This is a genomic window from Glutamicibacter sp. MCAF14, from assembly GCF_052114325.1.
Classification (GTDB): domain Bacteria; phylum Actinomycetota; class Actinomycetes; order Actinomycetales; family Micrococcaceae; genus Glutamicibacter; species Glutamicibacter arilaitensis.
In genome coordinates this window covers 128125-151081 of the sequence record NZ_JBFREO010000005.1, presented here as the reverse complement: position 1 = coordinate 151081, position 22957 = coordinate 128125, and the positions used below count along the sequence as shown (strand labels likewise).

At 58.1% G+C, this 22957-nt stretch carries 19 protein-coding genes; 8 read left to right on the top strand and 11 right to left on the bottom strand.

Annotated elements, in window-relative coordinates; translation table 11 throughout:
• Positions 1-134 precede the first annotated feature (134 nt).
• Entirely contained in the window at positions 135-1625 is a 1491-nt protein-coding gene (locus AB4Y71_RS12725; protein WP_441720824.1) for a helix-turn-helix domain-containing protein, read from the top strand.
• Between the two features lie 10 nt (positions 1626-1635).
• On the opposite strand, the gene AB4Y71_RS12720 is transcribed toward AB4Y71_RS12725, so the two are convergent.
• The 8 genes from AB4Y71_RS12720 to AB4Y71_RS12685 form a co-directional block, all read right to left on the bottom strand.
• Entirely contained in the window at positions 1636-2298 is a 663-nt protein-coding gene (locus AB4Y71_RS12720) for an alpha/beta hydrolase family protein (RefSeq protein ID WP_441720822.1), read from the bottom strand.
• A gap of 54 nt (positions 2299-2352) precedes the next feature.
• Positions 2353-3252 carry a hypothetical protein gene (locus AB4Y71_RS12715; RefSeq protein WP_441720820.1) on the bottom strand — a complete coding sequence of 300 codons (900 nt, stop codon included), beginning with the start codon at positions 3250-3252 and terminating at the stop codon, positions 2353-2355.
• 59 nt (positions 3253-3311) lie between these two features.
• Positions 3312-3731, bottom strand: a complete 420-nt coding sequence (locus AB4Y71_RS12710; protein ID WP_441720819.1) for a GNAT family N-acetyltransferase — start codon at positions 3729-3731, stop codon at positions 3312-3314.
• A 29-nt stretch (positions 3732-3760) separates the two neighbouring features.
• On the bottom strand, positions 3761-4117 hold the full coding sequence (locus tag AB4Y71_RS12705; RefSeq protein ID WP_441720817.1) for a VOC family protein: 357 nt from the start codon (positions 4115-4117) through the stop codon (positions 3761-3763).
• An 87-nt stretch (positions 4118-4204) separates the two neighbouring features.
• Positions 4205-4333 carry a hypothetical protein gene (locus tag AB4Y71_RS12700; RefSeq protein WP_441720815.1) on the bottom strand — a complete coding sequence of 43 codons (129 nt, stop codon included), beginning with the start codon at positions 4331-4333 and terminating at the stop codon, positions 4205-4207.
• Between the two features lie 78 nt (positions 4334-4411).
• Complete coding sequence (locus AB4Y71_RS12695; RefSeq protein WP_441720813.1) at positions 4412-4702, bottom strand: hypothetical protein; 291 nt, start codon at positions 4700-4702, stop codon at positions 4412-4414.
• 171 nt (positions 4703-4873) lie between these two features.
• Positions 4874-7432, bottom strand: coding sequence for an ATP-dependent Clp protease ATP-binding subunit (locus AB4Y71_RS12690; RefSeq protein WP_441720811.1), 2559 nt, complete (start codon positions 7430-7432; stop codon positions 4874-4876).
• Between the two features lie 130 nt (positions 7433-7562).
• Positions 7563-8237 carry a response regulator gene (locus tag AB4Y71_RS12685; RefSeq protein WP_441720809.1) on the bottom strand — a complete coding sequence of 225 codons (675 nt, stop codon included), beginning with the start codon at positions 8235-8237 and terminating at the stop codon, positions 7563-7565.
• Between the two features lie 316 nt (positions 8238-8553).
• Here AB4Y71_RS12685 and AB4Y71_RS12680 point away from each other — a divergent pair, with 316 nt between their 5' ends.
• Positions 8554-9738, top strand: coding sequence for a sensor histidine kinase (locus AB4Y71_RS12680; protein ID WP_441720807.1), 1185 nt, complete (start codon positions 8554-8556; stop codon positions 9736-9738).
• A gap of 352 nt (positions 9739-10090) precedes the next feature.
• Positions 10091-10711 (top strand): malonic semialdehyde reductase, encoded by a 621-nt coding sequence (locus tag AB4Y71_RS12675; protein ID WP_134781131.1) that lies wholly within the window; start codon positions 10091-10093, stop codon positions 10709-10711.
• Positions 10712-10786: 75 nt separating this feature from the next.
• Here the strand turns inward: AB4Y71_RS12675 and AB4Y71_RS12670 are convergent, their stop codons facing one another.
• Positions 10787-11992, bottom strand: coding sequence for a hypothetical protein (locus AB4Y71_RS12670; RefSeq protein WP_441720805.1), 1206 nt, complete (start codon positions 11990-11992; stop codon positions 10787-10789).
• Between the two features lie 304 nt (positions 11993-12296).
• Here AB4Y71_RS12670 and AB4Y71_RS12665 point away from each other — a divergent pair, with 304 nt between their 5' ends.
• The gene (locus AB4Y71_RS12665) at positions 12297-13592 is read left to right on the top strand and encodes an NAD(P)/FAD-dependent oxidoreductase (RefSeq protein ID WP_441720803.1); all 1296 of its coding nucleotides are present in this window, start codon (positions 12297-12299) and stop codon (positions 13590-13592) included.
• Between the two features lie 235 nt (positions 13593-13827).
• On the opposite strand, the gene AB4Y71_RS12660 is transcribed toward AB4Y71_RS12665, so the two are convergent.
• Positions 13828-14682 carry an NAD-dependent epimerase/dehydratase family protein gene (locus tag AB4Y71_RS12660; RefSeq protein WP_180993117.1) on the bottom strand — a complete coding sequence of 285 codons (855 nt, stop codon included), beginning with the start codon at positions 14680-14682 and terminating at the stop codon, positions 13828-13830.
• Between the two features lie 115 nt (positions 14683-14797).
• On the opposite strand from AB4Y71_RS12660, the gene AB4Y71_RS12655 reads away from it, so the two are divergent.
• The 4 genes from AB4Y71_RS12655 (at position 14798) to AB4Y71_RS12640 (ending at position 19310) form a co-directional block, all read left to right on the top strand.
• Complete coding sequence (locus AB4Y71_RS12655; protein ID WP_441720801.1) at positions 14798-16003, top strand: MFS transporter; 1206 nt, start codon at positions 14798-14800, stop codon at positions 16001-16003.
• 270 nt (positions 16004-16273) lie between these two features.
• The gene (locus AB4Y71_RS12650) at positions 16274-16690 is read left to right on the top strand and encodes a LexA family protein (protein WP_441720799.1); all 417 of its coding nucleotides are present in this window, start codon (positions 16274-16276) and stop codon (positions 16688-16690) included.
• Positions 16680-17972 carry a Y-family DNA polymerase gene (locus AB4Y71_RS12645; RefSeq protein ID WP_102598654.1) on the top strand — a complete coding sequence of 431 codons (1293 nt, stop codon included), beginning with the start codon at positions 16680-16682 and terminating at the stop codon, positions 17970-17972. The genes AB4Y71_RS12650 and AB4Y71_RS12645 overlap by 11 nt, the downstream gene beginning before the upstream one ends.
• 72 nt (positions 17973-18044) lie before the next feature.
• Positions 18045-19310 carry a glycoside hydrolase family 3 N-terminal domain-containing protein gene (locus AB4Y71_RS12640; protein WP_441720798.1) on the top strand — a complete coding sequence of 422 codons (1266 nt, stop codon included), beginning with the start codon at positions 18045-18047 and terminating at the stop codon, positions 19308-19310.
• A gap of 91 nt (positions 19311-19401) precedes the next feature.
• On the opposite strand, the gene AB4Y71_RS12635 is transcribed toward AB4Y71_RS12640, so the two are convergent.
• Entirely contained in the window at positions 19402-22683 is a 3282-nt protein-coding gene (locus tag AB4Y71_RS12635) for a S8 family serine peptidase (RefSeq protein WP_441720796.1), read from the bottom strand.
• Between the last annotated feature and the right edge of the window lie 274 nt (positions 22684-22957).

Sequence of the window (22957 nt, the reverse complement as noted above, 5' to 3'; positions counted from 1 at the left end):
TGATGGGAGAAGCGCAGCGAGAGAACAGCGAAGAATCGGAATTATTTGACTCTGAAGCTTTGAAAAACGGCGGACTGGCTGATTTGAGGATGAAGATCTAGAAATTTTCCTGATTCTTGGCGTAGCCTTGTCGTGTGACTGCAACCACATGGAATCGCTCAGTGAATTTTTCCGGCAACGGCACTGGCAGCGAGGATACAGAACTTGATGCCATTGCTCTGGGGCGGAGAATCCGTTTTCTGCGCAAGAGCAAGCAACTGACCTTGGATGATGTCTCGACGCTGGTTGATACCGCGCCGAGCCAGCTGTCGTTGATCGAAAATGGCAAGCGCGAACCAAAGCTATCGCTGCTCAAGTCCTTGGCCGGGGCCTTGGGCGTGGGAGTCGATGATCTGCTGGGCACTGAACCGCCTTCGCGTCGCGCCGCTTTGGAAATTGAGCTGGAACGCGCCCAACGCGGTCCGCTGTACGAGTCCTTGGGGTTGCCTACCGTTCGTGTGGGAACACGGCTGCCGATGGACGTTCTGGAATCCTTGGTGGGACTTCAGCATGAATTGGAACGCCGCCTAAATGAGCAGGCCGCTACCCCTGAGGAAGCACGTCGGGCCAACACAGCGTTGCGCCATGAGATGCGCCAACGCAACAACTACTACAAGGACATTGAGCAGGAAGCCACCAAGGTCCTCACGGCTGTTGGCCACGATTCGGGACCGCTCTCGCATCACCGTGCAGCGGACATCGCCGAGCATCTGGGGTTCAGCCTGCGCTTCGTGGGGAATCTTCCGCATTCCACGCGTTCGGTCACTGATCAGAAGAACAAGCGCATCTATCTCACGCAGGCGAACCGCTCGGAACACGACCCGCGATCAGTGTTATTGCAGGCGCTGGGGCATCATGTGCTGGGGCATAAGACCCCAACCGATTATTTTGATTTCCTCTCGCAGCGAGTGGCGACGAACTACTTCGCCGCGGCGTTGATGATGCCCGAAAAATCTACCGTGGAATACCTGCAGCGCGCCAAGAACAACCGTGAACTGGCCGTCGAGGATTTGCGCGATGCATTCGCTGTGTCCTATGAATCGGCGGCTCACCGGTTCACCAATCTAGCCACCGAGCATTTGGGAATGACTTGCCACTTCCAGAAGGTCCATGAATCAGGCATCTTGCACAAGGCCTATGAGAACGATCGGGTGAACTTTCCTGCCGACCATACCGGTGCCATCGAGGGCCAGAGCATCTGCCGGTATTGGACCAGCCGTGTCGTCTTCGAGCAGATGGATAAGTTCCGCTCCTTCGAGCAGTACACCGATACCGTCAACGGGACCTTCTGGTGCACGGCGCGTACCGAACGCCATTCCTCGGGGCTGTATTCATTGTCCATCGGGGTGCCCTTCGAACACGTGAAGTGGTTCCGCGGGCGCGACACCAAGGAGCGTTGCCAGTCCACCTGCCCAGATGAGAATTGCTGCCGCCGTCCACCGGCTGACCTGTCCAACCAGTGGTTTGGCAATGCGTGGCCAGCTACGCGCGCCAATACCCACCTGTTGGCGGCCATGCCAACTGGTGCGTTCCCTGGCGTTGACGAAACCGAGGTCTACCGCTTCTTGCAAAAGCAGATGGGCTAGAGCCGCAGAGCTAGTCGGTGTGCTTGGCAATAAAGGCGGTAGCCGCATCAGCCAGCCACGCGCCATCCTGGGCAGCGCTGCGTCCTGAGCGGGCCACCTTGAATGAGTGGTTGCCGCCTTCAAACCAGGAAAGTTCGCTGTGCTGGTTCAGCTTGCTGGCAACTTCTTCCATCTTTTCGGGGGTGGCAAAAGGATCGCGGGTACCTTCCAGGAAGAGCATCGGCAGATCCAGTGGATACAGGTGCTCATCGCGCAGGTTCTCTTCCTTCTTAGGCGCATGCAACGGGTAGCCCAAGAAGATCAGCCCTTGCGCGGGCATGCCCTCGGCAACGGCTAGCGAAGCCATGCGCCCGCCGAAGGATTTTCCTGCAGCGAAGATCGGCAGGCCTTCAGCCATGTTTTCTTCAACCCAGTCGCGGACTTGGCGCCACACGGCTATGGCTGTGGGCGCCTTGTCCGGGAACTTCTTTCCAGCATCCATATACGGAAAATTAAAGCGCAGGACGCTGGCGTCGAGATTTGCCAGGGCCAGCGCAAAACCGGCCATGAATTCATGGTCCTTGCCGGCGCCCGAACCGTGGGCGAGCACCACTACGGCTTTCGCGTTTTCGGCGGGGTCCCAGAGGGCGCTGAGTTCCAGCTCTTCGAATGGAATTGAAAGTTCTTGGGTCATGCTTTCCAGCCTAGGGGGCCGAAGGGGCGGGGGCTGCCCATGACAGGAGAAGTACTACATTTCCCAGTCTTTGCGCAGTGCGACATCCACGTCTTCCCCGTCCCGGGCAACGACCTTGAGCTTCTGGACTTTTTCGCCGGTTGCTGCCTTGCTGTTGATCTTGATCATCATGTTCGAGGAGACAAAGCTGGAGGCAGGCATATCGTAGGTCCCGTCCATCCAGGGGCCGTCGTCGATAGTGACCACCAGTTCCCCGAATGCCGGTGAATGGACCTTCGAGATGTAGGCGTGGGGGTCATCGGGTATGCAGCTGCGGTAGATCTCCAGCTTGGTGATTTCGGCACCGCAGAATGATTCGTAGGTATCGTTCATGGCCGTAATCCACTGCGTGTATTTCTCATCCGCCCAGGCTTCGCGGTCCTTGGGATCAGCCCCGGTCCTGGCTCGGGAGTAGGTTCCCGAATTCTTCCCATCGTCAGTGGAGAACGTCACCGATTCCAGCTCCGGGGAGGCTTCGCCCACGCTTTCAAACATGATTCGACCCATGAAGCGCAGCTCATCTTCACGGGTTTGGTGAGGCTCAGGTGATTGAACGCCGAACTCCATGCTGTTGTCCAAGTAGATGTTGAGGGCACCGGGCTCCGGCGATTCCCACGAAGTCATCAAGTTGTAGGGGTACAAGAATCCCTTGGTCGATTTGATGCCAGAGTCCTCTTTCCACATTTCAATCTTCGAATCGGCCCATGCTTGGCCGGAACTCGGCGAGGCAGCAACTGGGGAGCTCTCCGGCGCGGCAGGGGTCGCAGCTTCTTCAGCCAGCGTGGAGGAGACAGCTGCCGCACTGATGGATTTGGTGGGCGTCGGCGTGGATGGCTCGTGCGAAGATCCGGCTGCGGAACAGCCGGCAAGGAACACAGTAAGTGCACAGATGGCAAGGACCGACCGAACGCGCAAGAGAACTCCCTAACTTGTCATGAACGGCCAGTCTATACAAGTGAAGTGACGGTTTGGGGCTACTGCGCGAATCTGGCGAAGACCCGGATCACGCCATGCTCGAATTCTGCTCCTTCGGTCAGCCCCATCGACTCGTAGAAAGCCCGCTGCTGCGGCATGTCATCGGTGATCAGCACCAGCTGGCGCACGTGCTGGAATTTTTGCAGCACGGCCTCGAACAGGGCACGGCCGATCCCGCTGCGCTGTGCGGAGGGGCAGACCAAGATGTCCTGAACGTAGCAGATGGTTGCGTTATCAGAGATGACGCGGATCAGCCCAGCGAGCTGTTGCTGTTGGTCGTAGGCGTAAACGGCGAAGGTGGAGTTCGCCAATGCCTGGATCAGTACTTCTGGATCATCGGTGTACGCGCTCCATCCAACGGAGTCATACAGCGAAAGGATCTGTTCTCCAGGCGGGAGCTTGGTGGTGGACAGTTCCAAATGCGTTCCTTTTGCAAAACAAGTGAGGGCTATTGATTATGCGGGTCGGAAATGCAGAAGACAATACCGTAGGGATCGCGCAGCACGCTCCACCCGAAGTCTGGATCATCGCAGTGCTCTTCGAGCCGGGTGGCACCGGCCTTGACGAAGATCTCGACTTCCCGGGCACGATCGCTGGTGGCCGACAAATCCAGATGGACCCGATTCTTTCCTGCGGTCACTTCCGGCACCTTCTGGAAACCCAGCATCGCGCTGAATCCGGGAACGCGGATCATGGTGAACCCCGGGTACTGTCCCGCGTACTTTCCGCCCAGCACCGCGCGCCACCATGCGGCCGCGGATTGCTCGTCAACTGTATCGAGGGTAATCATGCCGATTTGAGCCATGCACCAAAGCTACCGGGAGTTCTCAGGCTTAGCTAGAGGTCACCGGCAAAATGCGGCCGACAGGGATGGACGGATCACGAGGCGAACCTAGGGAATCGGGAGGAAGCCGGCCTGTGCATAGAGGCGGTGGGCCGCGGGCGAGGTCCCCTCACCGACGCGCAGGCTCAGCGTACGCGCACCCTGCTCTTTGCAGGCGAGCATCGCAGCGGAGATCAACGACCGGCCCAGCTGATGGCCCTGGTGCGCAGGTGCGGTAAACAGATCGATGATGAACGGGCCGGAGAGCTGTTCCTCTCAGATTGATTCAGTAACCGCCATGATTGCGCCTACCGCTTTCCCTTTTCGCACGGCCATGAATGATGCGTTTTCCAGGACCTTGCCGTATTCCTGGGTGAAAGTGGATGCCATTTCTTCGCGTGCCTCGGCACGTGAAGCTGCGGCCATACCGGGCGGATAAGCGGTGAAGTAGGCGTCCGCCAGATCCAGTGCGCGGGCAGAATCCAGCGGGAGAAGCTGGGCGTAGGAGCACTCGGGGGAGGAGATGGCAGTGTGCTGCAGGTGAGCCTGCAAAAGGTCTGAAGGCATGGCAATTCCGTTCATGGTTCTTCGAAAAAGGGAAAGCAAGAAGCGCTATGAACGGAACATGGCAACAACCTACCATCGCGCTCGCCGGAGGCTCAATAGGTGCAAAAAACGGGCTTGCCCGGCCCGGACGGCAGTCCAAGCCGGGCAAGCCCGTTTCCCAGTTCTTCTGGATCAGTTGCCGAAGTAGCTCGGCACCTGCTCGCTGTGCGCAGGCGGAGTCGGCATTTCGGCCTTCTTCTGCACGCTCAGCTTGTTAGCGGCGTAGTCCACCAAAACGGTGTCGCCGGCAGCCAGCGAATCATCGATCAGCAGATCGGCGATGGCATCTTGCACCTTGCGCTGCACCAAACGGCGCAGCGGGCGGGCACCGAACTCGGGATCGTATCCTTCGCTGGCCAGGAACTGCACGGCAGCGTCGCTGATTTCCAGCTGCAGTTCCTGATCATTCAACCGGGCCTCGGTTTCAGCGATGACCAATTTGACGATCTGGCTAATCTCGGACTGCGAGAGCTTGGAGAAGAGCAGTACCTCATCCAAACGGTTCAGGAACTCGGGACGCATGAACTCGCGTACCTTGCCCATGACCTTGGCGCGGACCTCGTCGGCCTCGCTAGTGGCATTGGCGGAGGTGAAACCGAAGTTTCCGGCCTTATTCGCCAAATATTCGCCGCCGAGGTTACTGGTCATCAGAATCAGCGTGTTGGAGAAGTCCACGGTTCGTCCGGCCGAGTCGGTTAACCGGCCGTCATCGAGTACCTGCAGCAGCACGTTGAAGACATCCGGGTGCGCCTTCTCGATTTCATCAAGCAGGATCACCGAGTACGGGTTGCGGCGAACCTTCTCGGTCAGCTGGCCGGGCTCATCGTGGCCGATGTATCCCGGAGGGGCACCGATCAGGCGTGCGACCGTGTGCTTTTCTCCGTATTCGCTCATGTCGACGCGAAGCAGCGAGTCGGCTGAACCGAACAGGTTGGTGGCCAGGGCCTTGGCCAGCTCGGTCTTGCCGACACCGGTGGGGCCCAGGAAGAGGAACGAGCCGATCGGACGGCCGGTAGGGGACATGCCGGTGCGGTTGCGGCGTACCGCGCGGGCCACGGCAGACACTGCATCCTTCTGGCCGATCACCGAGGTATGCAAGGACTCTTCCAGCGAAGCCAGCCGGGTCTTGTCATCACCGGTGATCCGCGAGGTCGGGATGCCGGTGGAGCGGGAGATGACCTCAGAGATCTGGGCTTCATCCACCACGCGGGTGATTCCCGCGTCGCCGGCTTCCTCGGCGGCCGTGATCCGTGCGGTCAGCTCGGTGATGTGGTCGCGCCAGGCGCTGGCATCCTCATAGCGTTCTTCCCCGATGGCCCGGGACTTCTCGCGTTCAGCATCCACCAGCTCCGCGCGCAGGGACTGCACGTCTTCGGTATCGCCAGCGGCAATCGAGCGCCGTGCACCAGCAATGTCGATCAGGTCGATCGCCTTGTCGGGCAGCTGGCGGTCGGTGAGGTATCGGGCCGAGAGCGCCACGGCGGCCTTCAGAGCCGCAGGGGTGTACTGCACCTGGTGGTGGTCTTCGTAGGATTCGCGCAGGCCTTCCAAGATGGCCAAGCTGACTTCCTCGGACGGTTCGGCAACGGTGACCTTGCCGAAGCGGCGGGCCAGAGCGCTGTCCTTCTCCACCTTGCGGAATTCATCCAGCGTGGTGGCGCCGATCAGGTGCAGCTCTCCACGAGCCAAGCGCGGCTTGAGGATGTTAGCGGCATCCATATTTCCGGATTCTCCGGAGCCGGCGCCAACTAGCAGGTGCATTTCGTCGATGAACACCAGGACTTGGCCCTCTGCGTCTGCGATTTCCTCCAGCAGCCCGGTCAGGCGCTGTTCAAAGTCACCGCGGTAGCGGGTTCCGGCCAGCATGCCCGGGAGGTCGATGGAGATCAGGCGGGATCCGCGGATCTGTTCCGGGACCTGGTCATCCACGATGGCGCGGGCCAGGCCTTCGGCGATGGCTGTCTTGCCTACGCCGGCCTCGCCGATCAGTACCGGATTGTTCTTGGTGCGGCGGGCCAGGATTTCGACAACCTGATCCAGCTCGTCGTCACGGCCGATGACCGGATCGATCTGCCCATCAGCGGCAAGCGCGGTCAAATCAGTTCCGTAGCGTTCGAGCATGGAAACATCTGACTCCTCCGAGCCCTGTTCCTGCCCGCCATTTTGGGCCCGCTGCGCCTGCTCCATGGCAGCTTGCTGCAGGGACTGGCCGGTAATTCCGTGTTGCGCGAGCAACTGTCTGACCGGTGACTCCGGGTTGAAGACAAACGCAAGGAAGAGGTGATCCGGGTCGATGTAGGTCGAGCCGTAGTTTCGTGCCACTTGGTATGCGTCGAAGAGGCTGCGCTGGGCAGCAGAGGAAAGGCGGGTTGGCTTCTCGGCCTTTTCCTGGGACTTGGGCATGCGCGCGATGGCATCTGCGCCCAGAGCATCGATGTCCACGCCCATGGCACCGAGGTGTTCGCCGATTGGTTCGGTGCGCAACAGTGCCATGAGCAGGTGCAGGGAATCAATCTCGTCATGGCCGTGCTCATGGGAGATTGCGGCCGCGGTGGCTACGGCTTCGTGGGTTCGAGCCGAAAGCAGGCGGGTAATGTCGATGGGACGTGCTGCCTGGGCCCGAGTAGATAGGAACCGAGAGAGGAATTCCTCGAACGAGCCATCTGACGGTGCGCCGAAAAATGCTGGCAAGTGAGCCTCCTTGTAGAAACTTGAGCGGTTTATGCTCATGTTCAACGCATATGGCGCGCAATTATTCCCGCATCATGCGCGCTGATGTGTGGAAGAGGCTGACTTCACACGGTGGGGTGGGATTCGATGGCTAGTCTCTTGGGATTTCAATAAGTCCCATGCGCGTAGCTGCGACCAGTGCTTGGACTCGGTCGCGAACATCCAGCTTTACGAAGATCTTCGCCATATGCGTTTTAACCGTTGTCTCTGAAATGGCCAACGTTTTGGAAATCTCCGGGTTATTAAGCCCCTTGGCTAGTAGCTTTAGAATCTCAAATTCACGATTAGTGATTCCCAAGTCGTATACGAGTTCCTGAATATCTCCAGAATTATCCCGATACGCTTCACGAACAGCAGAAATTAAATCGGAAGAGACTGACGGCGAAATGGCCGCGGTTCCCTGGTGGACGGCATGGATAGCACGAATAATTTCGTCTGGTTCAGAGTCCTTCACCAGATATCCACTGGCTCCCGCGGTTAATACCGGGACCAAATATTCATCAGAAGAAAAAGCAGTAATAGCAAGAACCGACGGGCTGTCTTGTGCGGATTTGATTATCTTGGTTGCACTAACTCCGTCCATGATTGGCATCTGCAAATCCATGAGAACAACGTCCACATGATTGTCCTTGCAATAGTCGACTGCGGCCTGGCCATTTTCTACAGAATTAACCATTGCAATTCCGTGAGCTGTTGCTAGGATTGTCCCCAACGCGTGCCGAATTAGAGGTTCATCATCGACAATAAGGACCTTTATTTTTTCCATCTGATTCCTTTGTTTCGATGCCTTGTAGGCCAACAATCGGCCCGCTCACCTGAAAGTATATAAGTTGATCTGAACTGGGGTTTGTTATGAAGGGTTTGAAAATGCTGGCAGTAGCCGCATTAGTACTGGCACCATTGACCGCTGTGGCAGCTCCTGCATCTGCTGCGACCTCATCCGCTCAGAGCAGCGGCGCCGTGGCGACGCCGGCTGGTTTTGGATCTGCTTTCTCGGAATGGTTCTGCAATCGCTATGGTATCGGCTGCCCGTAAAGCAGTGTATTTGACTTGATCATCCGCGCCGGGGGATTATTCGGCATATGAATGGACGATTGAATGGCACCCTGACCAAGCTCTTAGCTGGTCGGGGTGTCATCGTTTGGTCAGGTATTGCTGTTCTGGTTGCTGTTTCCAGTAGTGAGTTCGTGACCCTCTTGGAAGAGGGATTCGGCGGTTCGTCCGATGTCTCGGTTCGAGGCGCGCTGCTTGGGCTGGGACTCTGCGTGATTCTTGCGCTGGGCCTGCGATGGCCAGCCGTGTCCATCGGATTGTTTGTGGCTGTTGCCTATTTCTTCCTCACCGACAGTTCCCTGTTCTTCTGGACCTTCGTTTCGTTCATGATGTTTTCGTCCCTGGCGGCAACAGCAAAGGCAATAAGCGTTAGAGCCCTGTTTCTGACCTTGTCTGCAGCCTGGATGGTGCAATTCGGTATCCAGTCAGGGCAAGATGCGGTCTTGCTCGTGGCGCTTGCCCCGTTGACGGCGTTGGCTTTTTTCCTCACGAGGAATATTTACTTGCTGCGCGAGAAGAATGCTGTTGCCGTGCATCAAATGCAAGCAGTCAGGGAGCAGACGCGCCTTGCAGTCGACCGGGAGCGCAAGAATATCGCACGGGACCTGCACGATATCGTCGCGCATGACATTACTGTTGTGGCCATGCAGTCGAAAGCTGCGAAATTCGCTAATGACGGCCAAAAGGCCCTTGAAGCCCTCGATGTCATCGCCAAGTTGAGTACCGAGACCTTGCATGACCTCCGCCTGATGCTCAATGTCCTTCGTGCTGACGGGACCATGGCGGACTCCCTGACGCAGAATGTTGATAAACCAGCCGCCACGACTGTTTATGCACTGCAAGGGGCTGAACTGTTCGTCCAGCGTCTTAGAGATGCTAATTTCAAGGTGACCTCCGCCACGGACGAAAAAATTTCTGACTTGCCTCGTTCTGCGCAGACCGCGATTTATCGAGTTATGCAAGAAGGTACAACGAATGTGATAAAGCATGGTCTGCCTGGCGGGGTTTGTACTTTCAATCTCATGGTCAGCGGCTCGGAAGCAGTTCTTGAAATTACTAATCAGATGGGGAATTCAAGGAAGAAGTCCGGTGACCTTCCAAGTGGCGGCACGGGCCTGATTGGCATGGGCGACAGGATGAGTGCGTTTGGTGGAAAGTTTGCAACTAACGCCGAAGATGGGATTTGGAAGCTGCGGGCAAGCATCCCGTTCTAGCCCTTGCCCTCCTACTAAAGTATGATTTCGGATTTTCGCAGGACAGGATAAGTTAGACATGTATCGGTGAAGACCGATCACCAAGGAAGGTACTTGGTGGTGTTTTGCGAGTGGCATCACGAAGGATCCCAAAGGTGATTAAAAGGTACGTTGCATTATGAGAACGGACTGATCTTTCATCGGCGCTGTGCCCCCATCGCACGCCGTTGTCCGTCAGCAATGCAACGTACCTTTTATATCTTAACTTCCACTGACTCTACTGAGAGCTGTCTCTCGCCTGGGGTCGGAATGAGCTTGAATGGCGAGGCGTTGAGCCTAGAGAGAGAATTTCCCGTCTTGAAAGCGAGCGAGCATGAGCATCCAGGTAGAAACTAATCACTATGAGTCGTTGACAATTTCTCAGGATGCTGCGGACCAGCTGTTCTTCGATGCTCGTAGTGCGAACTCATTCAGCGATGAACCGGTTTCTGACGAAGTGCTCGATGCCATCTACGAAGCAACGAAGATGGGTCCGACGATGATGAATAACCAGCCGTTGCGCATCACCTGGATTAAGAGTGAGCAGGCGCGTCAGGCCATCGCAGGATCCATGGCCGGCCGCAACGCTGAGAAGGCTCTTTCGGCCCCGGCTCTGGCCGTTCTGTCTTTCGACACCGAATGGCATGAAGAGTTCGAGAATTTCTTCCCTCATGCACCGGAACGCAAGGAAATGTTCCAGGACCTCGCAATGCGCACCGCTGTTGGCAACAATAACGCGTGGCTGCAGGCGGGGTACTTCATCATGGGTGTGCGTGCCGCCGGTCTGGCAGCTGGCCCGATGGGTGGCTTCGACAGCACCGTCGTTGACGCAGCGATTAATGCTGAGAACAACCACAAATCATTCTTGATCGTGAATGTTGGCAAGCCAGGGGAGAACGCGTGGCATGATCGCCTGCCACGGCACGATGCATCTTTGGCCACACGCAGCGTCTAATCCATCAGCAAAAACGCCATGAGCGCGATAACTTTAATAGTTCTCGCGCTCATGGCGTTTTTGAAGCGTTAAGCGTTAAGCGTCGGAGTCGCTGTCTTGCTGGGAATCGTTCAGGACGTGATCCGAAACCTTGGTCAGCGCACGCTCCAGCGAGGAGCGCAGTGCGACCGGGACGGTGATTTCTTCGTTGATCTCGACAAGGCCTTCGCGTTCAAAGACGCGTAGCAGTGATTCAACCTGAGGGACCACCTCTTCAAGACCGGCAATCAGGTGATGCTGTTCTGCGGGCAGATCATCCTCGCTAGGAACCTGCAGTGCAAACTCGGTACGTGGAGGAGTCGAAGATGCTGCATTGCTCAATACCCCGGCAACCATCTCGGCAATCTGTGCCTTGCCTGGCTTCTGAAGAGTATTAATCAGAATGTGCGAGTAGAGAACCTCCGCGATCAATTCCTTGACCAAGCGTGCTCCTTGGCCGCTGGAAGCCAGCAAGGCATCACTGAGCGACTCGGTTGGGGTCGCATTCGGTGCTTGGTAGCGCAGCATGGCCGTGCCAATCAGCGCATCCCAGTAAGCCGAGAGACGGGGGATATCTGCCAAGGAAGGAACAACGGTACCGTCTTCTGGCTCCCACTCAGATTCCTGTGGAACCTCCGCGGATTCATCCACCTTGACGAATAGTCCGAGTGCGCCGGCAGCGTCTTGCAACGTTGCGCCGGTCAGAACGCCAGCCGGGGTAGTTGGCTTTCCGTCGCCAACCCAGCTGATCAATTCGCGAGCGGCGAAAACGAATGGCATCGATTCCAAGATGCCATTGGCCTCTTCATCTTCGAGGTACGGCGCGACGATGGGTGAATCTCCGGCCATACGCGAGAGGAATTCGAAGGTCTGCTTGAAGTCATCTACGCTGCCGCCGAAATTGGCGGTGGTCCCCAGGAAAGTCAAGTAATGCTTGAGGATCGCGGCGCTGGCTTCCGAAACCTCTTTACCCAGTGAAGTCAGGTGGCCAAGCTGTTCGCCCAAAATGCTGGGGTCCAAGGTTTTGACGTCAACGCTCTTGCGCAGCTGGGCATGTACCGTCAGCAAAGTAGTCAGTCCCTCAAGTGCTGCGCGGGTCTCGCTGGCTGCTTGTCCTTCTTCGTGGAAATGGCGGAAAAGCGAGGACTTGAAAGGCTGAAGAGCTTGGCGTACTTCGGATTCGAAGGGCACGTTACTGGCGCCTGAACGGCGGGCTGGGTGGCCCTGGGCTGGCTTCTTCTTGGCTGGTTTACGTGAGGCCATATGAGTGAGGCAGTTCCTTAGAATGACTGATCGCTGGGTTTGGCAATTTGCTTCCTTCCAGTTTACGCAGGACGCGCATATCGGGTTGATAGCTTCCAAGAATAGTGACGCCACCTATGGGGAAAGTTCCCATGTATCTCAAAGTATCTGTTGGAAGTTCGGTGGGATTGGATATTTTCTGCAGAAAACACGAAAGTTCCGGTGGTGTGGTGGCGCTCACCGTGGAATCATCAGAACGCGTTGATTTTCGACGCAGATCGCGCGACAGTGATCACATACGGGCTCGTGTGGAGAGGCCGTCAAAATGCTTGGAGGTTGGATTGTGGCTGGAGTAACCGTGCCAGATCATGTCGTTGTTGTTGGTGCTGGCTTTGTTGGCTTGTCAACCGCTTGGTACCTGCAGGAAGCTGGTATTAAAGTCACCGTCGTGGACCGTGGTGGTGTAGCTGCCGGCTCTTCATGGGGCAATGCTGGCTGGCTGACGCCGGCATTGACTTTGCCTATCGCAGAGCCTGCAATTTTCAAGAACGGCCTGAAGATGATGCTTGACCCGGCATCTCCGCTCTACATCCCGCTGAAGGCGGACGCCAAGCTGCTGCGCTTCCTCATCGGCTTTGCCTGGCACTCGACCCCGAGGAAATGGGAAGAAGCCATGCGCGTCTACTCCGAAATCGGAGCAACCGGACTGGACGCTTTTGACGAAATTGCTCAGGCAACCACTGCAGGGCCGGGTGTGCAAGAGCTAACCAAGCCAGCAGATCCTTTCTTGACCGGCTTTACCTCCTTGAAGGATCGTGACGGGTTGCTGCACGAGTTCGAGATGATTGAGAAGACCGGAGGCGAGGTCGACTACGAATTGCTCACCGGTGATGAACTGCGAGGCATTGAGCCGACCTTATCCAACAAGGTTGCTGCCGGCGTAGCCATCAAGAACCAGCGCTACCTCAACCCACCAAAGTTCATGGAATCGCTGGCCGAATCCGTAGTCGCCCGCGGAGGTGACATCATCGGCAACTTCAACGTCACCGATGTGCGTGATAACGGAAAATCGGTAACCATCATCGGATCTGAAGGACGCTCGATCACTGCTGATCACGTCGTGCTGGCTACCGGCGCATGGATGACCGACATGGCCAACAAGTTCGGTGTGAATGTCGTGGTCCAGGCGGGTCGCGGCTATTCGTTCACCGTTGAGCCTGAGGACATGCCAACGCACCCGATCTACTTCCCGGCGCAGCGCGTAGCCTGCACCCCGCTGGGTGATCGCTTCCGCATCGCTGGCACCATGGAGTTCCGCGACGTCAACCACAAGCTGGAGCCCAAGCGTATTGAGGCCATCGTCGCCGCTGCGACCCCGGTCTACAAGGGCATCAACTGGGAAAACCGCAAGGAAGAGTGGGTTGGCGGACGGCCATGCACCGCCGATGGCATGCCACTGGTCGGCCAGACTGGCTCTGCGCGCGTCTCAGTCGGTGGCGGCCATGGCATGTGGGGCGTTGCGCTCGGTCCATTGACCGGCAAGATCCTCGCTGCCCAGATCACCGGCCAGCAGGCCCCTTCCATTGCTCGGCACTTCAACCCGCTGCGTAAGGGTTTCTAGGCGTTTCGGTCCACACCCGGAACGAAAAGAGAACCGGCTTGCGGTGCATCATTTCGATGCACCGCAAGCCGGTTTGTCTTTTGGGGATTCAGGACCACAATTCGCACAAGCGCTTTCGCGCCTCTCTCTGTCGTGAACGAAGGGCAGCGCCACGGGGTATCCCGGCTTGATGGCTGGGGTGCCCTTAAGATACTCGGTGCGGATCCGAATTTCAGTTCATCGGCAACCAGCCAATTTACTGGTGACGAGTGGAAGTTCCTTCGAGGATGTGGCGATATCCCTGGGCATAGCTGGGATATTCGAGCTGTAATCCGCTAGCTAACAGTCGAGCATTATCCAGCCGCCGGTCCGCAGCCCTACGTGTCGGCGCTTCGGAGGCACCTGGCGGTACGGGTAGGTCGAGTTGCTTGGCAAGGAACTCGTAGACCTCGCCGAGCTGAGCCGGGGCGCTGTCGCTGGCCAGATACAGTTCCGCTGCCTGCTCGCCAAGAGCGGCGACATGGACTATGGCTTGGGCCAGATCATCGCGGTGGATGCGATTGGTCCAGTGCGACTGTATTGGCAGCTGCGCAGTGCCTGAGCGAACCATGTCGATCAGGCGGGTGCGTCCCGGTCCGTAAATTCCAGAGGCTCGCAAAATGGTCACTGGCAATCCGCTGCCGGCGAGCGCGATTTCGGTCTGCGCCAAGACCTTCGAAGTCTCGCGGGTTGGAGCCAACGGCGCGGATTCATCGACCCATTGACCTGCTTCACCGCCCATGACGGCGCTGGAGGAGACGTAGATGAAACGTCGCAGCTTCGGGCAGTCCGCCGCGACGCGGGTAGCCAGCTCCTTGGCCACGTTCAAGTAGCTGCGTTGGTAGCCTTCAGCGTCGCGCGTGACCGGAACGGGGGTCAGTACCACGATGTCGGTTTCCGGGTCGATGGCCGGCCACTTAGCAGGCACGAGCAAGTCCACGCTGTGGCCTGTGAATTGGCCAGGGAGCTTGTCTGCCTGGCGGCGCCAGGCAGTGACCTCATGGCCATGGGCGTGGAAACGCAGTCCGGCTTCGGTAGCGACATCTCCGCAGCTGACCAGTAATACCTTCACGAGACTCCTTGGGTGCGTTGCAGTAGGTGGCGTGAATTCTTCTGCCTCTAGACTAGGACTTTGGCGGGAGTCGATCGAGTTGGCCAACCGTCAAGTGGTCAAAGGCAGGAGGAGCATGGGTGCGTCAGCGCGTTGCGTGATCTTTGCTGCCGTGGCCTTCTTCTCCATGCTCGGCGAGGGCATGGCCGTTTTCGCTTTGACCCTTGCAGCGGCAGACGAACTGGGGTCATGGGGCGTCACCGCATTATTCTTGGCAGGGCTGGTGCCTCCGGTGGTCTTTGCTCCTTGGGTGGGGCGCTGGGTGGACGGTTCTGCGCTTTGGCGCGTATGGATCATCAATCTAGGTCTGCACGTACTGGTATTTGCAGCCATGGCGCTGGCCGGAAGCATCATTGCCAGCTTGGCTCTGATGTCCGTGGCCAGCGTTTGCGCTGTCGTCAACGGTGCAGTGATCTTCAAACTCATCCCACGAATCCGCGGGGGATTCAGCGTCGCCCGGGCCAGCAGCTTTCTTGTGGTGGCGACCTCGCTGGCCGGCATCATTGCCCCTGCCGTTGCTTCCTTCGTTTTTGCAGCACGTGGCCTGGGTGTTGCGCTGTGGTGCGCGGCGTTAGGTTTCGTGATCCTCGCCGTGGCGGCGGTGCTGCTCTTTTCTTCGCAGCGCTCGAATCCGGATGAAACTGCTGCGTCCGCCGCGCCTACCGCGCCGCATGCGGCCGCTGCTGCACGAAGCACCGCGGTCTTGCTGCACGACTGGCGTCTGCGTGTGCTGTTGCTTCCAATGGCGGCCATTGTGTTGTTCACGGCTGCCGAGGGGGTGGCCGGGGTGTTCTATCTGCGTGAAGTGACCGCCACGGACACCGGGTACGCGGTACTGCTGGGGGCTTGGTCGCTGGGAGCTGTGGCCGGTTCGCTGGTTGGCGGCAACCAGCGGTTTGGCGCGCGCAACGCGCTGCCGATCCTGCTCGGTGGTGCTGGAGTCGGAGCCGCAATTCTGGTTGAGGGGCTTTGGGCTAATCCTGCGGGTCTGGCTGTGGTCTTCTTACTGGGCGGAGTGGGCAACGGGCTGCATAATACTGGGGTGCGAACGGCGATCTACGACTACGTGCCAGAATCCCGGCATGGTGCGGCGTGGGCCCAGCTTCGGATGATGATCAACATCATGGTTGCGCTGGGATATCTTGTCGGGACCCCGGGGTTGTTTGTTGAGCCTGCCCAGCTGGTTATCATCTTTTCCGGTGCCGGGACGCTACTGGCTATCGCCTTGAGCCTTGTATTGCTCAAGCGCAGGAACGGACAAAGTCCTATCTCGAATCGATGAGTCGCCGCTACGCAGCATTTCACTCCGGGGCTGTTGCCTGAACGAGCTCCGATCACTGAAATCATGGCTCAGCGCGCGAGCCAGGCATCAGGTAAAGGAGATCCTTCCTTCAACGGTTCCAATAATTTCTGCCACCTCTGACCCGTGGTGTTGAAGTACTGTCTTGCCGAACCCAAACGGGGAGTCCGCTGGAGGTGAAGTGCTGCGCCGCAACACGATACAATCAAGTATTCGAATATTTGTACTAGCTTTCAGCAGGGAGTGGTGGGTGTGGCTGACGAACAAGAAATGATGCCTCCGGGTGCCAGCCATGGACCGGTCCAAGCGGTCTCTGCAATGGGATTCCCCTCGCCAGCCCGCGATTATTTCGACGGCGGCCTGGATCTGAACCGTTTGCTGGTGCGTGACCGGGTTTCCACCTTCATCATGCGCGTCTCCGGCAACGCCATGCAATCAGCAGGAATCCATGACGGCGATGAAGTAATCGTGGACCGTTCGCTCTCCGTGCGCCATGGCTCTGTGGTGATCGTGAACCTCAACGGGCAGATGCTGGTGCGCCGCTGGCAGAACGATGGCCAAGAAGTCGGGCTGCTCAGCGATGAATCGCCGCTGCCTGTGGTGCTGACCGAAGGCGATGAAGTCAACGTCTTCGGCGTGATTACCAGGTGCCTGCATCATGTCCGCTGATCACGTGGCCCTGGTGGATGTGAATAACTTCTACGTCTCCTGCGAGCGGGCCTTCGACTATTCGCTGCGCAATCGCCCGGTTGTGGTGCTATCGAACAATGACGGCTGCGTGGTCGCTCGTTCCCAGGAAGCCAAGGATCTGGGTATTCCTACGGGGGAGCCGTTCTTCAAGGTCCAGCGCTATATGGACTCCCATAACCTTGCGGTGCGTTCGAGCAACTATGAGCTGTACGGCGACATGTCCGCCCGCGTCATGGAATTGCTAGGTCGTTATGGAACCTGGCACGAGGTGTACTCCATCGACGAGTCCTTCGTCGGGCTGGAAGGCAATCTGGAACAGGTGCGCAGTGTTGCCGCCCAAATCCGTGCTGCCATTGACCAGAGCATTGGCTTGCCGGTGTGTGTTGGCGTCTCATCAACCAAGACCCTGGCGAAGCTGGCCAACCATATCGCCAAACACAATCCGGGACTTGGCGGAGTCTGCGTCCAGCAGCTCATGGACCCCGAAGTGCTGGAGAATATTCTGCACCGAGTGCCGGTGACCGATGTCTGGGGAGTGGGCCGCAAGACCGGTGCCAAGCTGGCAGCGATGGGTATTGAATCCATCGCGGACCTGCAGGCAGCTGATCCGCTGGCGATCCGCAAGAAGTTTTCGGTCGTCTTGCAGCGAACGGTCTTCGAACTCAATGGGCAGCGTTGCATCGGACCGGTGGAAGAACGAGCGGACCGCGGCCAAGTCATGTTCACCCGTTCCTTCTCCACTCCGGTACGAACCCATGAGGCAATGGAAGAAGTCATGTCGATCTATGCGCAAAAGGCCGCCAGCCGGCTGGCTCGCGAAGGCCGATATGCAGCACTGCTCACCGTGACCGCGGGAACGAGCCGATTCGCCCGGGGAGAAGCGTCCTTCCCGAGCGCACAGGTGCGCCTGCCCCGGCCGACACGGGATCCCATTCTGCTCAGCAAGCTGGCCATTGCTGCGATGCGCGACCTGATGCAGCCGGGAATTGACTACGTCCGCGGGGGAGTGATCCTTTCAGGGCTTAGTGATTCACCCGGAGAACAACAGCTGGATCTCTTTGGACAGAGCACGGATCCGGCTGCCGAAGAACAAGAAAATGTCTCCTCGGTAGTTCAAGATATTTCCGTTCGCTTCGGAGCCAAGTCCATCGGCCTGGGGCATGCAGGAATGGCTAAGAGCCCTGAATGGTCGATGAAACGTGAACACATTTCACAGCGTTGCACCACGGACTGGGACGAGCTCTTGGTGGTTCAGGCCTAGGGCCAGCCAAAGGACAGCGCATCGTCGAGTCTTCTTCGGGAACCTCGCAGATTTCGATGGGAAGATGATCGCATGACAACACGTGCCAAGCAGCTCTTGTCAGCCGGAATGCTGATGACGCTGATGCTCGCTAGCTGCAGTGCGCCGAATGCAGGAAAACCGGCTCCGAGCACGCCAACGACCAGTGTCAACAGCTCCAGTGATCCGACGGCTCCTGCGCAGCCAACTGCTCCCAGCCAGAGCAGCGCATCTAGCAGCCACCTCGACACGATGCCCACGCAGAGCCAGCAACCTTCACCGCGTGAGCAGGCCGAAGCATTGGCAAACGAACTAAGCGTCAGCGAACAGGCTTCCAGCCTCGTGATGGCTGGTGTCCCGGCGACGGGAGCGAGTGCAGCTGAAATTTCTGCGCTGAAGAAACAGGGAATTTCCAATGTGTTCCTGCGCGGGCGCTCGCAGTTGTCTGTGAAGCAGACTTCCGCCAAGGTTCAGCAAATTACGCAGAGCTTGGAAGCCAACGTGCCGGCGGACTTGCCGGTATGGGTGGCTACCGACCAAGAAGGTGGTTTTGTTCGGGTGCTGCAGGGCCCGGGTTTCACCGAACTGCCAACCGCGTTGACGCAAGGAGGCTGGTCCCCCTCGAAGCTGAAACGTGAGCTCGGCGCAGTGGGAAAGCAGCTGGTTGAGGCGGGCATCAACGTGAACCTGGCTCCGGTGGCTGATGTGGTTCCTGCCGAACTCGGCACCGGCAATGCACCTATTGGCTACTTTGGCCGCGAATACGCCCACGATGCCACCGCGGTTGCCAAAACGATGGCAACAGTGAATGAAGCGCTTCATTCCCAAGGAGTGCAGCCGGTGGTCAAGCACTTCCCCGGGCTGGGCCGTGTCGCCAAAAACACCGATACCAATAGCGGGGTGGCCGATACGAAAATTGATGCGAACTCCAGTGATCTGCAGCCCTTCGAACGGGCTATCGAGCAGGACAAATCGTGGGTCATGGTTTCCAACGCCCGCTATGCCAAATTAGATGCGAAAAACGATGCACCGTTTTCATCGAAGATCATTACCGGCTTGCTGCGCGAGCAAATGGGATACGAGGGAATCGTGATTTCTGATGACCTCTGTGAAGCCAAGCAGGTGAGTTACCTTCAGGTGGGCGAGCGTGCAGTGAAGTTCGTTGCCGCTGGCGGAACCTTGCCTTTATGCGTGGAATCAGCTCCGGCGATCACCATGGCGAAGGCTCTGGCTGCCGAGGCTAAAGCAGATGGGAAATTCGCGGCCAAGGTAAAAGAAGCCGCCGTGAAGATCCTCGAGGAGAAGCTCAGCGCACGCTAAGCCGCACGGAGACAAATTAAAAGAGTAGACCCGGGATGCTTCCTTACTCGCTAGGAAGCGTCCCGGGCCTGGTCTTGAGAGGTCGAGAGGCCTACTTCTTGCCCTTCACCTTTCCATCGGTTACTTCCAGCACCTGTGCACGATCGCCACTGGCGTTGTGCATGTGAAGCAGCAGGGCCTTGGAGGCCTTGCTGGAATCAGCAACGGTTACTGGAATCTTGGTGCCCTTCAGATCAGTGAACAGGCTGCCTTCCGCGCCGAAATCAACCTGTGGCTCAGCCACGTTGAACTCGATCCAGTCGGTCTGGTCAACTGGGATCATCGCACCGTTGTCATCGGTGTTGTACCAGGAGTAGCCAAGGACACGGTAGGAGATTTCCTTGGAGTCTTCATCCAGGCCCAGGGCCGAGAGAGAAACTGGCAGGATCGCCACGTTGGTGTCGTAGGTGTTGGTATCGACATCGCCGAGGACACCGTTCACCGGCTGCAGGTCGACCTGTTCTCCGGTAGCCAGGTTGAAGGTCGCAGCCAAATCGAGGTCTACTTCGTCGAATGCCGCGTTGAAGGTGACAAAGTCAGCCTCGCCGTCGCCATTGGTATCGATCTCGACATCCAGCTCGGTACCGCCAGCCAGGTGGGCCCAATTGTCCCAAGTGGAAATGCCGATGTTCAGCTGGCCGTCAGCAATGCCGGTTCGCGGAGCGGTGCTCGATGCGCCAACGTGCTTCAGGTCCATGGAACGGGCAGCAGGGATGTTGTCCAGCGAATCATCGCCGCGTTCGCTTGAAGCGCCCAGCTCGAATGCTCCGAGCAGGGAAGTGACCGAAGTGGCGCCTTCACCAGCGGTGATGTCATTGCCCTTCAGGCTCAGGGTGGTGGTATCCGCGCCCTTCTTCAGCTTCTTGAGCTTGCCTTCCATGTCTGCGCTCAGCTTTGGTGCTGCCTGGACTGGAATGCGCAGGGTAGGAACATCGCTTGCGCTCAGTTCCACGCGGCCGCTAACGTCGGCAACCCAAGCGCGAGCCAGACCCGACTGGGTGGTAGCCATGGTTGGATCGATGGTCTTGGCCCACTGCTGCGGGTCGATGCTCAAAGTGACGTTCAGTTTGGCGCTACCGCCAGCTGGAACCGTAACGCTGTTGCGATCCAGGGTGAAAGTCGCACCTGGGATCGTGGTCGCAGCGACGTAGTTGGCGTCGTAGGTCTGCGCCTTGTCGCTGGTGTTCTCGACGGTGATTTCACGCTTGGCACTGAAGTTCTTCTTGCCATCGACTTCGATGACACCGAAGACCACGCTGGTCAGATCCGCTGCTTCAGAATCGTACGCGAAGGCAGGGGTCTCAAGCGCTGCATCAGCCATGACACGGCCGGAACCAACACGGTTCGGGCCATAGGCGTTCCCGTTGGCATCCTTGATATCGGTTGCGGCGGTGTTCATGATGACGCTCTTAGCCTCGTATGGGCTGTAGTCGCTGTCCTCCAGAACCAATGCCGCGATACCTGCAACCAGCGGGGTTGCCATCGACGTACCGGTCATTACGGCAGTGCCCGTACCGGTACCAACGCCAACCGAACCGATCTGGGTGCCTGGAGCAGCCACATCTGGCTTGACCACGCCATTGGAACCGTGGACGCCACGTGAAGACGAGGAATTCAGCGTATCGGCAACGCCTGATTCGCTGGAGGATCCACCGACGAAATCAGGTGACAAGGTGACCTTCAAGGTGCCAGCTTCAGCTGCCGGACGCAGCTTGTTGGACTCATCCAGGGTGAACTGCGCACCTGGGATGGTCGCGTTGCCAGCGATACCTGCATCGAACAGGTTTGATTCTGCATCCAGCAGGACACCGGTGGCACCGGCGGCTTCAGCATTGTTGAAGCGAACGCCGGAACCACAAGGGAACTCGCCGTTTTCGCTCCACTGCAGCCAAACCCACTTGCCTTCCAATGAACCTGGTTCAAATGCGTCGCAACCGAAAGCGTTATCGGCAGGGGCCATGACGGCCTCGCCGGACAGCGCAGCTGGATCCGCGTTGGTGTAGTTGAAGTTAGCCGAGTACTGGCCCGAGGCCGCTCCGGCAACGTCTTCTGGACCATCGATCTGGATCTTGTCCAAGGTGACATGCGATCCAATGGAGTTGGCCACGGTCAGCGAGGAACGGGAGTTGCCTGGCGAACCGCCGACATCGGTGACATCGCCGGCGTTGCCGGAGGCGACAACCGAAAGGATGCCGGCCGCGCTCAAGGCATCGACAATGTCGTTTTCAGGGTCTTCCGTAGGGGAATGATCGGAACCAAGAGACATGTTGACCACGTCTGCACGGTCGGAGAAATCGCCGTCGCCGTTTGGATCCAGCACGTAGTCCAGTGCCTGGCCCACGACCGAGGAAGAACCGCCGCAACCGAAGACGCGGATGCCGATGAGCTGAGCGTTAGGAGCCGAGCCCGGGCCGACCTTCATCTCTGACAATGCATCGGCATCCAGCGAGGAGTAATCCCCGGTGAAAGTCGATCCATCGGCATTGACGCCGTAGCCTGCGGTGGTGCCGGCAACGTGGGAACCGTGTCCGGCAGCCTGGCAGTCCAGCGGGTTAGGGTCTGGATGAGGGATTGGCTGGTAGGTATCGGCGGAGGAATCAGCGTTGTAGTCATCGCCAACCAAGTCCCAGCCGCCAATGAACTTGTTGCTATCGATCAGACCGGAGTCTGCGCTTGGCAGTTCTTCAGAAGCCTGCGCTTCCTTGTAGCCTTCCAAGGTGCCTGGGCCGCCGAAGCTTGCGTGGGTGTAGTCCACGCCGGTATCCAAGACAGCTACCTTCACGCCGTCGCCGGTCTTGTCCAGGGACTTCCATGATTCCAGAGCACCGGTATCAACTACCGAGCTGCGGTTTGAAGGCTTCTTGGGAACGATGGAGCTGATCTTGGCAACGTCGCTACGCTGTGCAAGCTTTCGCAGGTCAGCGGCATCACCGGTCAGGGCTACACCCTTCAGTGCATTGTGCGTGGTGTAGATGACCTTGGAGTTGGCCTCGGCCGCCAGCTGCTTGCCCTTGGCCTTGACCTCCTTGCCGATCTTCTTGACCTTGGCGGCGTCCTTCTTCTTGCCTGACTTCTCTACAGTCTCGAAGGCGCCATCGCCTTGGAGCTGGACGTAGACAGAGACTTCACCGGTGGCTTTGGCCAGCGGTCCGGAGACTTTCAGGTTGGAAAGTGCTGATGAGCTGGTGATTGGCAAAGATGCGGCGTTTTCACCGTCACCTGGTTGGGGGATTCCTGCTGCGCTTGCCGGTCCTGACAAGGTAACAGCCAATGCAAGTGCAGTGGCTGATCCCAAAATCAGGTGCGGCACCTTCTGCGTGCGGCGAGTGACCATGATTCTCCTAGCTGGGCTGGATAGCGGTACTGCTCCCGTCATGGGCGGCCGATATTAAAGCGGTGCGAGCTTTGAAGATCGTCCGGGGTAAACGTCCGCTGGTGCGTATACCTCTAGCTGGAATCTTAGGTGACCTAGCTCATATATCAAGGGGTTATTGAACAGTTATCTTTGATTAGATACCGTGCTGGCTTGGGTGTTTCACAATAAATTCCGCGCACCACCGCAACAAACCCGCCCAGCAAGGCCTGGTGGGGGTGCATAATTTTTAGAA

Bases quoted from the DNA above. Each gene is read 5' to 3' on its own strand.
- AB4Y71_RS12720 (WP_441720822.1), bottom strand. From the start codon at position 2,298: ATGACCCAAGAACTTTCAATTCCATTCGAAGAGCTGGAACTCAGCGCC.
- AB4Y71_RS12705 (WP_441720817.1), bottom strand. From the start codon at position 4,117: ATGGCTCAAATCGGCATGATTACCCTCGATACAGTTGACGAGCAATCC.
- AB4Y71_RS12695 (WP_441720813.1), bottom strand. From the start codon at position 4,702: ATGCCTTCAGACCTTTTGCAGGCTCACCTGCAGCACACTGCCATCTCC.
- AB4Y71_RS12685 (WP_441720809.1), bottom strand. From the start codon at position 8,237: ATGGAAAAAATAAAGGTCCTTATTGTCGATGATGAACCTCTAATTCGG.
- AB4Y71_RS12680 (WP_441720807.1), top strand. From the start codon at position 8,554: ATGAATGGACGATTGAATGGCACCCTGACCAAGCTCTTAGCTGGTCGG.
- AB4Y71_RS12675 (WP_134781131.1), top strand. From the start codon at position 10,091: ATGAGCATCCAGGTAGAAACTAATCACTATGAGTCGTTGACAATTTCT.
- AB4Y71_RS12670 (WP_441720805.1), bottom strand. From the start codon at position 11,992: ATGGCCTCACGTAAACCAGCCAAGAAGAAGCCAGCCCAGGGCCACCCA.
- AB4Y71_RS12665 (WP_441720803.1), top strand. From the start codon at position 12,297: ATGCTTGGAGGTTGGATTGTGGCTGGAGTAACCGTGCCAGATCATGTC.
- AB4Y71_RS12655 (WP_441720801.1), top strand. From the start codon at position 14,798: ATGGGTGCGTCAGCGCGTTGCGTGATCTTTGCTGCCGTGGCCTTCTTC.
- AB4Y71_RS12645 (WP_102598654.1), top strand. From the start codon at position 16,680: ATGTCCGCTGATCACGTGGCCCTGGTGGATGTGAATAACTTCTACGTC.
- AB4Y71_RS12640 (WP_441720798.1), top strand. From the start codon at position 18,045: ATGACAACACGTGCCAAGCAGCTCTTGTCAGCCGGAATGCTGATGACG.
- AB4Y71_RS12635 (WP_441720796.1), bottom strand. From the start codon at position 22,683: ATGGTCACTCGCCGCACGCAGAAGGTGCCGCACCTGATTTTGGGATCA.